Here is a 16359-nt window from a genome sequence, read left to right on the forward strand (position 1 = left end):
GGAGGAGAAAATGGTAGAAAAGCGTGTTCAGCCACTTGCCCGCGATGCAATGGCTTATGTTCTGGCAGGCGGCAGGGGGAGCCGTCTCAAGGAACTCACCGACCGGCGTGCCAAGCCTGCCGTCTATTTCGGCGGCAAGGCCCGCATCATCGATTTCGCCCTGTCGAACGCCCTGAACTCCGGCATCCGCCGCATCGGCGTTGCCACGCAATACAAGGCGCATTCGCTGATCCGTCACATGCAGCGCGGCTGGAACTTCTTCCGCCCTGAGCGCAATGAGAGCTTCGACATCCTGCCGGCCAGCCAGCGCGTCTCGGAAACGCAGTGGTATGAAGGCACCGCCGACGCCGTCTATCAGAACATCGACATCATCGAGGATTACGGTGTCGAATACATGGTCATTCTCGCCGGCGACCACGTCTACAAGATGGACTATGAGTGGATGCTGCAGCAGCACGTCGATTCCGGCGCCGACGTCACCATCGGCTGCCTGGAAGTGCCGCGCATGGAAGCGGTGGGCTTCGGCGTCATGCATGTGAACGAGAAGGACGAGATCATCGCCTTCGTCGAGAAGCCGGCCGATCCGCCGCCCATTCCCGACAAGCCGGATTTCGCGCTCGCCTCGATGGGCATCTACGTCTTCCACACCAAGTTCCTGCTCGATGCGCTGCGCCGCGACGCTGCCGACCCGAACTCCAGCCGCGACTTCGGCAAGGACATCATCCCCTATATCGTCAAGAACGGTAAGGCGGTCGCCCACCGCTTCGCCAAGTCCTGCGTCCGCTCCGATTTCGAGCACGAGCCCTACTGGCGTGACGTCGGCACGATCGATGCCTATTGGCAGGCCAATATCGACCTGACGGCGATCGTTCCGGAGCTCGATATCTACGACAAGTCCTGGCCGATCTGGACCTATGCCGAGATCACCCCGCCGGCGAAATTCGTCCATGACGACGAAGATCGCCGCGGCTCCGCCACCTCCTCCGTTGTCTCCGGCGATTGCATCATCTCCGGCGCCAGCCTCAACAATAGCCTGCTCTTTACCGGCGTCAGGGCCAACTCCTTCTCCAAACTGGAAGGCGCGGTCATCCTGCCGAACGTCAAGATCGGCCGGCGGGCGCAGCTCAAGAATGTGGTGATCGACCATGGTGTCGTCATTCCGGAAGGCCTGGTCGTCGGCGAGGATCCCAAACTCGACGCCAAGCGCTTCCGGCGGACGGAAAGCGGCATCTGCCTGATCACCCAACCGATGATCGACAAGCTGGATATCTGACTTATGAAAGTTCTTTCGGTTTCGTCCGAAGTCTTCCCTTTGATCAAGACAGGGGGCCTGGCCGATGTGTCAGGCGCCCTGCCCATTGCTCTTAAAGCCTTCGGGGTCGAAACCAAGACCCTTCTGCCCGGCTATCCCGCCGTCATGAAGGTCATTCGCGACCCCGTCGTCAGGCTCGAATTCCCCGACCTGCTCGGCGAGCCGGCGACTGTGCTTGAGGTCCAGCATGAGGGCCTCGATCTGCTCATCCTCGATGCGCCGGCCTATTACGACAGGCCGGGCGGCCCCTATGTCGATCCGCTCGGCAAGGATTATCCCGATAATTGGCGGCGTTTCGCCGCTCTGTCGCTCGCCGCCTCCGAGATCGCCGCCGGCCTGCTGCCCGGTTGGCGGCCGGATCTCGTCCACACGCACGACTGGCAGGCGGCGCTGACCTCGGTCTATATGCGCTACTATCCGACGCCGGAACTGCCGAGCGTGCTGACCATCCACAACATCGCCTTCCAAGGACAGTTCGGTCCGGAGATCTTCCCCGGCCTGCGCCTGCCCGCCCATGCCTTCGCCACCGACAGCATCGAATATTACGGCACGGTCGGCTACCTCAAGGGCGGCCTGCAGACCGCCCACGCGATCACCACGGTCAGCCCGACCTATGCCGACGAGATCCTGACGCCGGAATTCGGCATGGGCCTCGAGGGCGTCATCGCCAGCCACATCGACAATCTGCACGGCATCGTCAACGGCATCGACACCGATATCTGGAACCCGGCGACCGATCCCGTCGTCCACACCCATTATGGCCCGACGACGCTGAAGAACCGCGAGGAAAACCGCCGCTCGATCGCCGAATTCTTCCATCTCGACAGTGACGACGCCCCGATCTTCTGCGTCATCAGCCGTCTCACCTGGCAGAAGGGCATGGATATCGTCGCCAACATCGCCGACGAAATCGTCGCCATGGGCGGCAAGCTCGTCGTGCTCGGCTCCGGCGAGGCTGCACTTGAAGGCGCATTGCTTGCCTCCGCCAGCCGCCATCCCGGGCGCATCGGCGTCTCGATCGGCTATAATGAGCCGATGTCGCACCTGATGCAGGCCGGCTGCGATGCCATCATCATCCCGTCGCGTTTCGAACCCTGCGGCCTGACCCAGCTTTACGGCCTGCGTTACGGCTGCGTCCCGATCGTCGCCCGCACCGGCGGGCTGAACGACACGGTGATCGACGCCAATCACGCCGCACTTGCGGCGAAAGTGGCAACCGGCATACAATTCTCACCCGTGACGGAAACGGGCATGCTACAGGCAATCCGCCGTGCGATGCATTTTTACGCGGACCGAAAACTCTGGACCCAATTGCAAAAGCAAGGCATGAAATCGGATGTCTCCTGGGAGAAGAGCGCCGAACGCTACGCTGCCCTCTATTCAAGCCTCGTCTCGAAAGGCATGTGAACTAAAATGAACAAGTCCGTACCCACCACGCCCTATCTGGACCAGAAACCCGGCACGTCGGGTCTGCGCAAGAAGGTTCCGGTCTTCCAGCAGCCGAACTATGCCGAGAACTTCATCCAGTCGATCTTCGATTCGCTGGAAGGCTATCAGGGCAAGTGCCTCGTCATCGGCGGCGACGGACGCTACTACAATCGCGAAGTCATCCAGAAGGCGATCAAGATGGCCGCCGCCAACGGCTTCGGCAAGGTCATGGTCGGCAAGGGCGGCATCCTGTCGACGCCGGCCGCGTCCCACATCATCCGCAAGTACAAGGCTTTCGGCGGCATCATTCTCTCCGCCAGCCACAATCCCGGCGGTCCGACCGAAGACTTCGGCATCAAATACAACATCAACAATGGCGGCCCGGCGCCGGAGAAGATCACCGACGCGATGTATGCGCGCTCGAAGACGATCGACAGCTACAAGATCGCCGATTTCGCCGACGTCAATCTCGACCGCATCGGCAAGGACGAACTGCCGGGCGGCATGATCCTCTCGGTCATCGACCCGGTCGAGGACTATGCCGCGCTGATGGAAGAGCTGTTCGATTTCGGCGCCATCCGCAACCTGATCAGCCTCGGCTTCCGCATTGCCTTCGACGGGATGAGCGCCGTCACCGGCCCCTATGCCAAGGAAATCTTCGAAAATCGCCTCGGCGCTCCCCTTGGTTCAGTGCGCAATTTCATGCCGCTGCCCGATTTCGGCGGTCATCACCCGGACCCGAACCCGGTGCACTGCAAGGAACTCTTCGATGAGATGATGGGCGATGACGCGCCCGATTTCGGTGCTGCTTCCGACGGCGACGGCGACCGCAATCTGATTATCGGCCGAGGCATCTTCGTCACCCCTTCTGACAGCCTTGCAATTCTTGCCGCCAACGCCAATCTCGCTCCCGGTTATTCCGGCGGCCTGGCCGGCATCGCCCGCTCGATGCCGACATCGGGTGCCGCCGACCGCGTCGCCGAAAAGCGCGGCATCGGCATGTATGAAACGCCGACCGGCTGGAAGTTCTTCGGCAATCTGCTCGACGCCGGCATGGCGACGATCTGCGGTGAGGAAAGCTCCGGCACCGGCTCCAGTCACGTCCGCGAAAAGGACGGCCTCTGGGCGGTGCTGCTCTGGCTGAACATCCTTGCCGTGCGCGGCGAGAGCGTTGCCGATATCGTCACCCAGCACTGGCAGACCTATGGCCGCAACTATTATTCGCGCCATGACTACGAAGGCCTCGACACCGATGCGGCGAACGGCCTGGTCGACAATCTTCGCAGCCAGCTTTCCACCCTGCCCGGCAAGAGCTTCGGCAGCCTGAAGGTCGAAAAGGCCGACGACTTCGCCTATCACGACCCGATCGACAAATCGGTGAGTGAGCATCAGGGTGTCCGCGTGCTCTTTGCCGGCGGCTCCCGCGTCGTCTTCCGCCTGTCCGGCACCGGCACGTCTGGCGCAACCTTGCGTGTCTATATCGAGCGCTACGAGCCGGATTCGACTCGCCACAATATCGAAACGCAGGAAGCGCTCGCCGATCTGATCGCCGCCGCCGAAAGCATTGCCAGCATTCGTGAACGCACGGGACGCGACGCGCCAACCGTGATCACCTGATCCGGGGGGAACATGCGGGGAGAGAGTTCGGCGCAAAGCGGCGCGATCGTCTTCGAGACCGGCGTCGAATTTGCCGTGTGGTCGCATCACGCCTCACAGATCGAACTCTGCCTCTTCGAGGATGACGGCAACAGGGAATTCGCGCGCCTGCCGATGGCGCGCGACAGCAATCACGTCCACCGTCTGTTTGTCGACGGTCTGAAGGCGGGCGCCCGCTACGGCTATCGCGCCGACGGCATCTACGCTCCCGACAGCGGCCTCTGGTACGATCCCTCCAAACTGCTGATCGATCCCTATGCTAAGGAGATCGATAGGCCGTTCCGCTACGATCCCCGCCTCGGCATCTATGGCGAGGACAGCCAGGATCTGATGCCGAAGGCGATCGTCACCACCGATACGCGCGCCGAAATCGCCAAGCCGCTCTTCAAACCGGGCGGCTTCATCTACGAGGTGGCTGTCCGGCCCTTCACCATCCTCCATCCCGACGTGCCGGAGGCTCAGCGCGGCACGATCGCCGCCCTTGCCCACCCCTCCGTCATCGCGCATCTGAAGCGCATCGGTGTCGACGCCGTCGAACTGATGCCGATCACCGCCTGGATCGACGAACGCCACCTGCCACCGCTCGGCCTTACCAACGGCTGGGGCTATAATCCGGTCGCCTTCATGGCGCTCGATCCGCGGCTAGCGCCGGGCGGCATGGCGGAGCTGCGCCGGACGGTCGCGACCCTCCATGCCGAAGGCATCGCCGTCATCCTCGATCTTGTCTTCAATCATACCGGCGAGAGCGACCGTTACGGCACGACGCTGTCGCTGCGCGGCCTCGACAACCTGCATTATTATCGCCACGTCCGGAATTGCCCCAGCGAACTCGTCAACGACACCGGCACCGGCAACACGCTCGCCTGCGATCATCCCGAGGTGCTCCGTCTCGTCATCGACAGCCTGCGCCATTTCGTGCTCAATTCAGGCGTCGACGGTTTTCGCTTCGATCTCGCCCCGGTGCTCGGCCGCACCGAGACGGGCTTCGAGCGCGACGGCGGAACGCTTGCCGCGATCCTCGCCGATAATGTGCTTGCCGACCGGATCATGATTGCCGAACCCTGGGATATCGGCCCGGGCGGTTATCAGCTCGGCAATTTCCCGCCGCCTTTCCTCGAATGGAACGACCGGCTTCGTGACGATCTGCGCTGCTACTGGCGCGGCGACGATTGGAAGACCGGGGCGCTCGCCACCGCACTCGCCGGCTCTTCCGATATCTTCTCCCGCAACGACGGCAAAGAGACGCGCAGCGTCAATTTCCTCGCTGCCCATGACGGTTTCACGCTGACCGATCTCGTCTCCTATGCCGGCAAGCACAATGACGCCAATGGCGAGCACAATCGTGACGGCCATAACGAGAACCACTCCTGGAACAACGGCGTTGAGGGGGAGACGGTTTATCCCTCGATCCGCAAGCGTCGCCGTGAGGATGTGATGGCGCTGATATCGACACTCTTTGCCACCCGCGGCAGCATCATGCTGACCGCGGGCGACGAAGGCGGCCGCAGTCAGCATGGCAACAACAACGCCTATTGCCAGGACAATGAGATCACCTGGCTGGACTGGAAGGCGCTGAACGAGGATCTCATCGCCCATACAGCCTTCGTCGCCGGGCTGCGCCGCCGCTTCACGGTCTTTTCCGAAACAGGCTTCCTATCAGGCAACGGCGATGTCGAATGGATTTCGCTCTCCGGCGAGCCGATGACCGTTTCCGAATGGGAGACACCGTCGCTTTCCACCCTCGGCATGCTGCTTTCCACAGGTGACCGCTCCGCGCGCGGCAGGCAGACCCGGCTCGCCGTGCTCTTCAACCGTTCGGGCGACCGCCAATTTTTCACGCTCCCGTCCGAAATCGAACCGGGCTGGCGTCAATTGACACCGGATGGAGCCAAGAAAACCGGCGCCCGCGTCACCGTCGAGCCACGCTCCGTCGCCTTTTTCGTAGAAAAGTGACCGCCTCCCCTCGCTTGCGCAAATCCTTGTCGCAATCGTCATAAATGCACGATAAGGCTTTGGCTGGCGGCCCATCTCACGAGGAATTCATGGTCACGGAAATTTCACTCTCCGACGTCCGGGGACTGATCGGCATGGAAACAGGCCTTTCGGACTGGATCACCGTCGACCAGACGATGATCGATGCCTTTGCAGGGGCGACCGACGACCATCAGTTCATACATGTCGATCCCAAGCGCGCGGCCGCCGAGAGCCCCTTCGGCGGCACCATCGCCCATGGCTTCCTGACGCTGTCTCTGCTGTCGACGATGAACTACAACTGCTTGCCGAAAGTGCGCGAGCAGACCATGGGTATCAATTACGGTTTCGATCGCGTCCGATTCATGACGCCGGTGAAAAGCGGCGCCCGCGTCCGCGGCCGCTTCCTGCTCTCCGACGCCCGCTTCCGCGGCGGTGGCATGCTGATGACCACCTATGACGTCTCGATCGAGATCGAAAACGAGAAGAAGCCGGCGCTCACGGCAAAATGGATCACCATCATCCAGTTCGACCCGAAGGATCGTCCCGAGGACATGTAGACGGAACGGCGCTTTTGTTTAGATAGCCGAATTGAAGACGGCTTCGAGTGCGTGTCCGTCAGGATCCATCACGAACGCCGCATAATAATGTTCGCCGTAGTGGGGGCGTAAGCCTGGACCACCATTGTCACCGCCGCCATGGGCGATTGCCGCGGCATGGAACCGATCGACCGCCTGGCGGCTCGGAGCGGCGAAGGCCAGATGAAAACCCGGGCCGGCCGGGCGCTGGCCGTCCGGTCGATGTTTGATCGCCAGCTTGTCGCCGCCACCGGGAAGACCGTAGCCGACTGCCTGGCCCGTCTGCCCCGGCCGGATGTCGTCCCAGACCCTGACATAACCGAGCGCGGCAAGGGCGGCATCGTAAAATGCCGCCGATCGTTCGATATCGGAAACGCCGAGGGAGGCATGGTGCAACATTCACCTATCCCTTGTATGAGACTTCCGCAGCCGGATTGATCCGGCCTTAATGTCCCGCATCTTCTGCCGCTTCCGCCAGCAGCCCGAAGACGTAATCGGAAAACGACCGCCAGCACTCCACCCGGAACGTGTCTTTATCGGTGCGAAGAAGCACGATTTCCGCCTTGCCGAGGATCGTGCGCGACGCGGCTCCGACCGGAAACGAAGACAATGACAGATCCTGCGGGCAGCCGGCGGCAAGCGTCTTTTCCGCACCCGGTCCCGAGACGATGATCGCCAGATTGCGGTGAGAAACGTCGGTCGCCGAATGCACGGCGCTGACCCCCGAAAGCACCGTCATCAGATCGGCGCCGTCCTCGTCGATCAGCAGCCATTCGTCCGGCCCGATCCAGAGCACCGAACGGGCACCGGCCCGGCCCGATGTTTTCGGGGCGGTCGGCACGGACAGGCCGAGCGCGGAGGAAAGTGCTGCAAGCGATTCCGCCGGCGCGCGCAGCGCCACACGGCTCGCTGCCGGCGCGGTCGTCAGCCGTACTGTTGCGGAGCCGCCGAGACGGCCGGCAAGCGCCGGTTTGCGAATTGCGACATCAGCCATGGATGCGGCCTCCTTCCTTGTCAAAGAATACCAGATCCGTCACCTCGACGGCGATCGTCCGGTCCGCCATCGGCACATAGAGCGTCTCGCCCATCCGCGCCCGGCCGCCGGCGATAAGCGCGAAGGCAATCGACCGGCCGCAATTTTCCGACCAGTAGGCCGATGTGACGTGGCCGAGCATGGTCATCGGCTTCGGCTCGTTCGGATTGGCGACGACCTGCGCGCCTTCTTCGAGCACCAGCTTCGGATCCTTGGTGACAAGGCCGACGAGCTGCTTGCGCCCTTCCTTGACGAGATCTGGCCGCTGCAGCCCGCGAATACCGACGAAGTCCTTCTTTTTCTTCGAAACGGCCCAGGCAACACCCGCATCATCGGGGGTCACGGTGCCGTCAGTATCCTGGCCGACGATGATATAGCCCTTCTCGGCGCGGAGAACGTGCATCGTCTCGGTGCCATAGACGCAGGCGCCGAGCGGCTCGGCATTGGCCCAGACCGCTTCGAGCACCGACTGGCCGTAATCGGCCGGCACGTTGATTTCGAAGCCGGTTTCACCGGTGAAGGAGACACGGAAGAGCCGCGCCGGCACGCCGCAGACGGTGCACTCGGCAACGCTCATATGCGGGAAAGCTTCGTTCGAGAGGTCGAGCCCTTCGACCAGCGGCGCGACGATCTCGCGCGCCTTTGGCCCCTGCACGGCAATGACAGCCCATTGCTCGGTCACCGAGGTCAGCCATACCTTCAGATCCGGGAATTCCGTCTGCAGATAATCTTCCATGTGATGGAGAACGCGCGGCGCGCCGCCGGTCGTCGTCGTCACATGGAAACGGTCGTCCGCCAGTCGCCCGACGACGCCGTCGTCATAAACGAAGCCGTCCTCGCGGGTCATGATGCCGTAGCGGGCCTTGCCCGGCTTCAGCGTGTCCCAGGCATTGGTGTAGATGAGATTGAGGAATTTTGCCGCATCCGGCCCCACCACCTCGATCTTGCCAAGCGTCGAAGCATCGAAGACGCCCGCTGACTCGCGTGCCGTCCGGCATTCGCGGGCGACCGCCTCATGCATGGTCTCGCCCGCCCGCGGATAGAACCAGGCGCGCTTCCAGTTGCCGACATCCTCGAAGACCGCGCCATGCGCTTCTTCCCAGTTATGCAGCGGCGTCTTGCGCGTCGGATCGAACAGTTCCCCGCGCGAATGGCCGATCAGCGTGCCGTAGGTAACCGGCGTATAGGGCGCGCGGAAGGTGGTGAGACCGACCTGCGGGATTTCCTTACCGAGCATCTCGGCGGCGATCGCCAGGCCGTGCATGTTGGAAAGCTTGCCCTGGTCCGAGGCCATGCCGTTGGTCGTAAAGCGCTTGATGTGCTCGATCGAATGCATGCCCTCGCGCACGGCAAGGCGGATATCCTTGGCGCAGACGTCGTGCTGGAAATCGATGAAGGCCTTGGCATTGGTCTTCGGGCCGGCGCCTTCGGCAGCACCGATCATGCCGCCCGTCCAGTCATAGGGCTGCTCGGCCGAAATGACGATCTTCTCGCCGCCGCTTCCGCCGGTGGCCTGCGCCATCAGTTCGCCGGCCGCAAGCGATTCCTCGATCGTCCGCTGCAGATCGTCGGTGCCGTTGCAAGCGCCGACCGAGAGGCAGTCCTGTGCATAGGAGCCGGGCAGAAAGCGCTGGCTTTCGGCGTCGAAGGCCACTTTGCCGCGCGACTGTGAGAAGAGATGCACGGACGGCGTCCAGCCGGCCGAAACCAGCAGTGCGTCGACCGCAATCTTGCGCGGCGAACCGCCGCCGTTGCGCGCTACCGTCATCGACGAGATGCGCAGCCGCCCCGCCGTATTGACGACCGATTGGCCGGCCAGAACATCGATGCCGAGCGCACGCGCCTCTTCCAGCACCGCCGCTCCCGGCGCCTGCCTGCTGTCGACGATGGCGGCGATCGAAACACCGGCTCGTTTCAGATCAAAAGCCGCCTCATAGGCCGAGTCATGCGCCGTGTAGATGCCGACCTTGGTCCCGACGGCGACGCCGTAGTGATTGAGATACATCCGCCCCGCCGAGGCCAGCATGATGCCCGGCCGGTCGTTGTTCGGAAATACCATGTGCCGCTCGATCGCGCCGGTGGCAAGGATCACCCGCTTGGCCCGAACCTGCCAGAGCCGCTCGCGCGGCAGATCGCTGGAAGGCCTGGCGATATGATCGGTAACGCGCTCGGCAAGAGCGACGAAATTGTGGTTGTAGTAACCGAAGGCGGTCGTGCGGACGAGGACTTCGACATTGTCCATCGCCTTCAACCGCGCCACGGCCTTCTGCGCCCAGCTATTACCGTCCTGTCCGTCGACCTTTACGCCGGTATCGTAACGCAATGCCCCGCCCGCTTCCGCCTGCTCGTCGCACAGGATGACCCGGGCGCCGTTCTCGGCCGCAGCCAGCGCGGCTGAAAGCCCGGCAAGGCCGGCGCCGACCACCAGCACGTCGCAATGGGCGTAACGGCTGGCATAATGATCGGGATCCTCCTCCGTCGGCGCGACACCGAGGCCGGCGGCACGACGGATGATCGGTTCATAGACGCTTTTCCAGGCGGCACGCGGCCACATGAACGTCTTGTAGTAGAAACCGGCGGCAAAGAACGGCGACATCAGATTGTTGACCGCGCCGACATCGAAGGCAAGCGACGGCCAACGGTTCTGCGAGTTGACGATCATGCCGTCGAAGACTTCCTGCACGGTGGCGCGCACGTTCGGCTGCTTGCGCGCCTTGTCGCGGGCGACGTCGATCAGCGCATTCGGCTCCTCGGCCCCGGCCGACAGAATGCCGCGGGCCCGATGGTATTTGAACGAACGTCCCAGAAGATGCACGCCGTGGGCGATCAGCGCCGAGGCGACGGTATCGCCTTCGAGCGCCGTATAGCTCTTGCCGTCGAAGCTGAAACGCGCGGTTCTGGCCGGCGTCAGACGGCCCTTGCCGACAATACGGTTCGCGCCGCTCATTGCGCCTCTCCTTCCAGGGCTTCATAGGTCTCGACAGGCGCATGCTTCTCGGCCGCAGCACCGATCTGAGGCTTCGGCTCACCGGCCTTGTAAGTCACGATGAACTTGTCGCTCACCGTATCGCGCGCCGCGTTGAAGAAGCGTCCGCAGCCGTGAATATGCCGCCAGCGTTCGAAGATCAGGCCCTTCGGATTGTCACGCAGAAAGAAATAGGCTTCGAATTCCTCGTCCGAGACCGAGGCGATATCGGCAGGCCGCACGATATGCGCGTCACCGGCGCCGCGGAATTCAAGCTCCGAGCGCTCTTCCTGACAGTAGGGGCAATGGATCAGCAGCATGTGTGATTTCCTTCTCCTTCCCTTCTCCCCATTGGGGAGAAGGTGCCTGAAAGGCGGATGAGGGGGTGAGCGACGAAAGGAGCGAACGTCCAGATAGCATTCATCATCAGTGTGCCACCGCTGCAGCCGCCGCCTCGTCGATCAGCCGGCCACTGCGGAAACGCTCCAGCGTCAGCCCGGCATTGAACTTGTGCGGCTCGTCGCGGGCAATCAGATGCGCGAAGAGATTGGCCGAGCCCGGCGTCGCCTTGAAGCCGCCGGTGCCCCAGCCGCAATTGACGTAAAGCCCGGGAACCGGCGTCTTCGACTGGATCGCCGAACGATCCGGCGTATTGTCGACGATGCCGCCCCATTGCCGCATCATCTTGACGCGCCGGAACATCGGGAAAAGCTCGCAGATAGCGTCGAGCGTGTGCGTAATGATCTGCAACCCGCCGGTCTGCGAGTAGGAATTATACTGGTCGGTGCCGGCGCCGATGACGAGCTCTCCCTTGTCGGACTGGGAGATATAGGCATGCACCGTGTTCGACATGACGACGCACGGGAAGATCGGCTTCAGCGGCTCGGAGACCAGCGCCTGCAGCGGGCTCGATTGCAGCGGCACGCGCACATCGGCCATCTTCATGATCGTCGTCGTATGGCCGGCGGCCGATACGGCGACCTTTTTGGCACCGATGAAGCCGCGCGAGGTCTCGACCCCGGTCACGCGTCCATCGGGGCCGCGGCGAATGCCGGTCACTTCGCAATTCTGGATGATGTGCACGCCGCGGTCCGAGGCCGCACGCGCATAACCCCAGGCAACCGCATCGTGCCGCGCCGTGCCGCCGCGCCGCTGCAGCGCCGCACCGTTGATCGGGTAGCGGGCGCTGGCCGAAATGTCGAGCGGAGGGCAATAAGCCTTGGCCTGCTCCGGGGTCAGCCATTCATTGTCGATACCGTAGAGCCGGTTGGCATGGATATGCCGCTTGAACGACTGCTGGTCGTGAATATTGTGCGAGAGCATCATCACGCCGCGCGGCGAATACATCACATTGTAGTTGAGCTCCTGCGAAAGCCCTTCCCAGAGCTTCATCGAATGCTCGTAGATCTGCATGCTCTCTTCGTAGAGATAATTCGAGCGGATGATGGTGGTGTTGCGGCCGGTATTGCCGCCGCCGAGCCAGCCTTTTTCGATCACCGCCACGTTGGTGATGCCGTGCTCCTTGGCGAGGTAATAGGCTGCACCCAGCCCATGACCACCGGCGCCGATGATAACGACGTCGTATTCGGCGCGCGGCTCAGGCGAAGTCCACTGCTTCTCCCAGCCCTTATGGCCCCGAAGGGCCTCCCTCGCCACGGCAAAAACCGAATATTTCCGCATCCGCCTTGTTCTCCTATGGGAAAGGGCTGTTCTCCGCGCCCATACAAATCGCAAATCCAAATGCGGCACAACGGTTCTTTTGCGACAGTCTAGCGCTTTGCTTTTGACACTCAGCGACATGATGCCGAAAACTGCGCAGTATTGGCGCGACATCGTCCGCTGCTTCCGAGGCCGTTCGGCAGGACGAGGCAAAATCAGCCTTTCCCAGGGGCCTCTGCCCGGTCGTAGCCCAAGTGGGCGAGAAGACAAGCAGTTACTAAAATGTTAATTCTCCCCATGTTTCCGGGGTCCGTGTATCATGTGGGGTCGGCGTTCATTACTCCAAGCACTTTGCATTGTGGTTGCCATCGCGCAGCCGGCTCTCGCCGCCGAGCCAGTCGGCCAAGCCGTCGTCATCAAGACGGAGGTGACCGGACAGAGCGGCCCAATCGAAGTCGACAGCAGCGTCCATCGCAACGAACGCATCAAGACATCCCCATCGGGGCTTGGCCAATTCCTGTTTCGTGACGGCACGAAGCTCGCGGTGGGCTGGGGCTCGTCGGTCGTGATCGACAAATATGTCTTCGATGATTCCCAATCGGTCAAGAAACTGACCATCAGAGCGGCAAAGGGCACGTTCCGCTGGGTGAGCGGCAGCTCCAACTCCTCCGCATACCAGATCCTGACGCCGGCCGGCACGATCGGCGTGCGCGGCACCGCTTTCGATTTCTACGTCGGCCCCGATGGCACGACCGCCGTCGTCCTGTTGAATGGCGCGGCCCGGTTTTGCGGCCCGGGCGGCTGCCGGCAATTGCAGCAGCGCTGCGATTGCGTGGTCGCCAAGCCGAACGGCAATATGTCTGCGGCACGCCGGGTCGATCCCAGCATTCTCGATACGCTCGGAAATCCCCGCGCGCTGCCGTTCCTTTCCGGTAATCAGCGGCTTTCAGGCGGCATCGGCATGATCGGCGGCTGCAATATGGCGTCGGCCGCGCCGGAAAGAAAAGACAGAAAACCACCACCTCCGGCGATTGCACCTGTTCCGCAAAGGCAGGATCCGCCGCAGAGGCGGGCCGAGCCGCAGAAGGAGCGGCCGAACAAACCCGACATGCCGCATCACGCCAACCCGCATCACGACAGGCCCCATCACGACAGGCCAGATCACGACAAACCAGATCACGACAGGTCGCATCATGATCGGCCCGATCGTCCCGACAAGCATGACGGGCATGATGATCACGACCGGCCCGGACACCACGACCAGCATCACGGAAATGACCAGGATCATCAAGGACACGATCGCGACCACGATGGCGATCGTGATCACGACAGGGATCGGCACCACAACAGGGGCGGCAGTTTCAATCACAACCGCTGACCCGTTCAGTCGGCCGCGCTCTTCTCGAATCGATCATTCGCCTCGCGAAAATGATCGGTCCTGCCGGATACCCGCTGATAGAATTCCGCCAGGCCGTCGATCACTCCCGCCGCCCTGAGCTTTGCCGCCCCGATGAGCTTGCGGGTGTTCTTCGAATGCGCAAGCAGGGCCTGCATCAGTTGCTGGTGGGTGACGACAAGGGCTGAAAATTCAGCCGATGCGGCAACGCGTTCGTCGCCGACGACGGCAAGGATCTGCGTTCGGCTGCTCTTTCCTTTGAGCGGAATGGCGCCGGCCTCGAGCAGCGCCATGCCCCGCACCGACCTTGCCGTGCTGTCGGATATCAGAATATCGAAGCCGACTTCCTTGCAGCATGATTCCAGACGCGCCGCGACATTGACGGCATCGCCGACCGCCGAATAGTTGAAGCGCGTCTTGGCGCCCATATTGCCGACGCAGGCAAGGCCGGTATGGATGCCGATGCCGATGCCGACCGGTTGTCCGGGTCCGAAGCCGAAAGCGTCGCCGGCGTTTAATTCGGCGAGCGTCTCGCGCATGGCAAGGGCTGCGCGAACCGCCTTGATTTCATGACCGGCCACATCGACGGGCGCGTTCCAGAACGCCATGATCGAATCGCCGATGAACTTGTCGAGCGTGCCTTCATTGGCCACCACATGGCGGCTCAGCGCATCGAGCAGCGTGTTCAGGAAGGCGACGACATCTGTCGGCGCCAGCCGCTCGCTGATCTCGGTGAAGTTTCGGACATCGACGAACATGACCGTCAGTTCGCGGTCGTCACCGCCGAGGCGCAATGGATCGCGGGTATGTTCGATACGATGGAGCAGCGATGGCGAAAGATAATGCCCGAAGGCGCGCCGCACCGCCCGCCGCTCCCGGTCGATCACCAGGATTTTGAACGAGGTTGCGGCAAAATGGATGATCGATCCGCTGACGATCGGCGCCAGCGGATCGAAAAGAAGCCCGGCATACAGAAACGACGACCAGGAGGCCACGAGCGCCATCGCCGTGATCAGCAGGCCGCAGATCAGCGCAACGGCGGGACTGACGAAGGTCGTCACCACGACGAGCAGGCACCCGAGTACGGCAATCGTCAGGATTTCCAGCCCGTCCGCCCAGTCGGGCCGCGACAGGAAATGGCCGGACAAGATCTGCTCGACCGCCTGAGCATGCAGCGACACGCCGGGAACATTCTCGCCAAGCGCCGTGACGCGGATGTCCTGAAGGCCGGCGGCCGATGTGCCGACGAAGACGATGCTGCCGTCAATGGCAGCCGCGACCTCGGGAGAGGCCCCTTCGGCCGCAAGCACCTGCCGGGCGGATATGTACCGCTCGGCCCGGTCGGGGCTGACATAGAGCCAGAGTTCGCCCGCCGCCGTCAGCGGCACAACAAAATCGCCGATTTTCGCCGATGTCATGATGCCGGCGCGATCGGGCGCGCCTGACAGCACATAGGTCGACGCCCCCTGCGCAACGCGTAGCGCCTCGATGGCGAGATTGGGATAGAGCTGCTCGCCGTCGGTCAAAAACAGCGGCACCGCCCGCACCACCGGCGAAGGGTTGCCGGGGTTGAGGCTGATATGGCCGAGCCCCGCCGCATTCGCCTCCAATTGCGGCCTGAGCGGCGTCGAGGCGCCGAGATAGGGCGGCGCGGAAATGGGGCTTTCGCCTGTGAAGGCGAAACCCGCCTTCACAGGCGGCCGGTAATTGCCCACATTGGAAAGGCCGAAGCCGAGCACGACGGGCTTCTCGGCAATCGCGCGGGCGAATATCTCGTCATTGTCAGGCAGTTTCTCGGCCAGCGAAGGATCGACGCCTGCGACCTCGGCGACAACGTTGCGCGGCGACAGCCGGTCCGGCTCGGCGAACAGAATATCGAAGGCGATGGCCGAAGCGCCCATCGCCGAAAGCCGATCCACCAGCAGCGCCATCCGGTCCCGCGGCCAGGGCCATTGGCCGAATTCGCGTAAGGATGCCTCGTCGATGTCGATCACGCGAACCGGCATCGGCTCGAAGGTCCTTGGAACGAGCCGCTGATATTCATCGAAGGTCACGCCGCGGATCAGCTTGAAAATCCCGGGATCATCGGCCCGCAGGATCGTGAGCAGAGCCACGATCGCCAGGCCGATAACGACACCGATTTGCTGGACGCGCGTCATAATCTCACCGGTGTCCCTCCACGGCCCGCATAAACGGCCCGCACCTGCCGGCAGGCTACGCCGCTTTCGGTCCAAACGCCATTCGCACATGCCGTCCGGATCCTCTCTTTCGATGGGCCGCACTACGCTTCCGGTTTAGGCCGGGCTTTTGCCTGGATGACAGGGGTGACAGGCAGCTTCGATCTTGCCGGGCAGCCGGCGA

12 protein-coding genes are annotated in these 16359 nt (G+C 62.7%); 6 read left to right on the forward strand and 6 right to left on the reverse strand.

Going from position 1 to position 16359, the window contains the following annotated elements; genetic code table 11:
• Positions 1-10: 10 nt before the first annotated feature.
• From glgC to FHX14_RS15365, 5 genes are all read left to right on the forward strand, one after another.
• The gene (glgC, locus tag FHX14_RS15345) at positions 11-1273 is read left to right on the forward strand and encodes a glucose-1-phosphate adenylyltransferase (RefSeq protein WP_003585857.1); all 1263 of its coding nucleotides are present in this window, start codon (positions 11-13) and stop codon (positions 1271-1273) included.
• A 3-nt stretch (positions 1274-1276) separates the two neighbouring features.
• Positions 1277-2719, forward strand: a complete 1443-nt coding sequence (gene glgA, locus FHX14_RS15350) for a glycogen synthase GlgA (protein WP_184377693.1) — start codon at positions 1277-1279, stop codon at positions 2717-2719.
• 6 nt (positions 2720-2725) lie between these two features.
• Positions 2726-4357 (forward strand): alpha-D-glucose phosphate-specific phosphoglucomutase, encoded by a 1632-nt coding sequence (locus FHX14_RS15355; protein WP_003585862.1) that lies wholly within the window; start codon positions 2726-2728, stop codon positions 4355-4357.
• A 12-nt stretch (positions 4358-4369) separates the two neighbouring features.
• Entirely contained in the window at positions 4370-6349 is a 1980-nt protein-coding gene (glgX, locus tag FHX14_RS15360; protein ID WP_184377694.1) for a glycogen debranching protein GlgX, read from the forward strand.
• An 89-nt stretch (positions 6350-6438) separates the two neighbouring features.
• Positions 6439-6927, forward strand: a complete 489-nt coding sequence (locus FHX14_RS15365; RefSeq protein ID WP_003585866.1) for a MaoC family dehydratase — start codon at positions 6439-6441, stop codon at positions 6925-6927.
• Positions 6928-6945: 18 nt separating this feature from the next.
• Here FHX14_RS15365 and FHX14_RS15370 read toward each other — a convergent pair whose 3' ends face one another.
• The 5 genes from FHX14_RS15370 to FHX14_RS15390 all read right to left on the reverse strand — a co-directional run bounded on the left by FHX14_RS15370 (position 6946) and on the right by FHX14_RS15390 (position 12623).
• A complete protein-coding gene (locus FHX14_RS15370) occupies positions 6946-7344 on the reverse strand; it encodes a VOC family protein (RefSeq protein ID WP_184377695.1) in 399 nt (132 codons plus the stop codon).
• Between the two features lie 46 nt (positions 7345-7390).
• Complete coding sequence (locus FHX14_RS15375) at positions 7391-7939, reverse strand: sarcosine oxidase subunit gamma (protein ID WP_183696957.1); 549 nt, start codon at positions 7937-7939, stop codon at positions 7391-7393.
• On the reverse strand, positions 7932-10925 hold the full coding sequence (locus tag FHX14_RS15380; protein ID WP_184377696.1) for a sarcosine oxidase subunit alpha: 2994 nt from the start codon (positions 10923-10925) through the stop codon (positions 7932-7934). Before FHX14_RS15380 ends, FHX14_RS15375 begins: the two co-directional genes overlap by 8 nt.
• Positions 10922-11263 carry a sarcosine oxidase subunit delta gene (locus FHX14_RS15385; protein ID WP_003585872.1) on the reverse strand — a complete coding sequence of 114 codons (342 nt, stop codon included), beginning with the start codon at positions 11261-11263 and terminating at the stop codon, positions 10922-10924. Before FHX14_RS15385 ends, FHX14_RS15380 begins: the two co-directional genes overlap by 4 nt.
• A 106-nt stretch (positions 11264-11369) precedes the next feature.
• Positions 11370-12623: a sarcosine oxidase subunit beta family protein gene (locus FHX14_RS15390; RefSeq protein ID WP_003585874.1), complete on the reverse strand. Its 1254-nt coding sequence runs from the start codon at positions 12621-12623 to the stop codon at positions 11370-11372.
• A gap of 298 nt (positions 12624-12921) precedes the next feature.
• Between FHX14_RS15390 and FHX14_RS15395 the strand changes: the two genes are divergently transcribed.
• Complete coding sequence (locus tag FHX14_RS15395; RefSeq protein ID WP_184377697.1) at positions 12922-13980, forward strand: FecR domain-containing protein; 1059 nt, start codon at positions 12922-12924, stop codon at positions 13978-13980.
• Between the two features lie 5 nt (positions 13981-13985).
• On the opposite strand, the gene FHX14_RS15400 is transcribed toward FHX14_RS15395, so the two are convergent.
• Entirely contained in the window at positions 13986-16157 is a 2172-nt protein-coding gene (locus FHX14_RS15400; protein WP_184377698.1) for an adenylate/guanylate cyclase domain-containing protein, read from the reverse strand.
• Between the last annotated feature and the right edge of the window lie 202 nt (positions 16158-16359).

Origin of the sequence: Rhizobium sp. BK619 (assembly GCF_014195245.1) — a bacterium.
In the GTDB taxonomy this organism is placed as follows: Bacteria; Pseudomonadota; Alphaproteobacteria; order Rhizobiales; family Rhizobiaceae; genus Rhizobium; species Rhizobium acidisoli.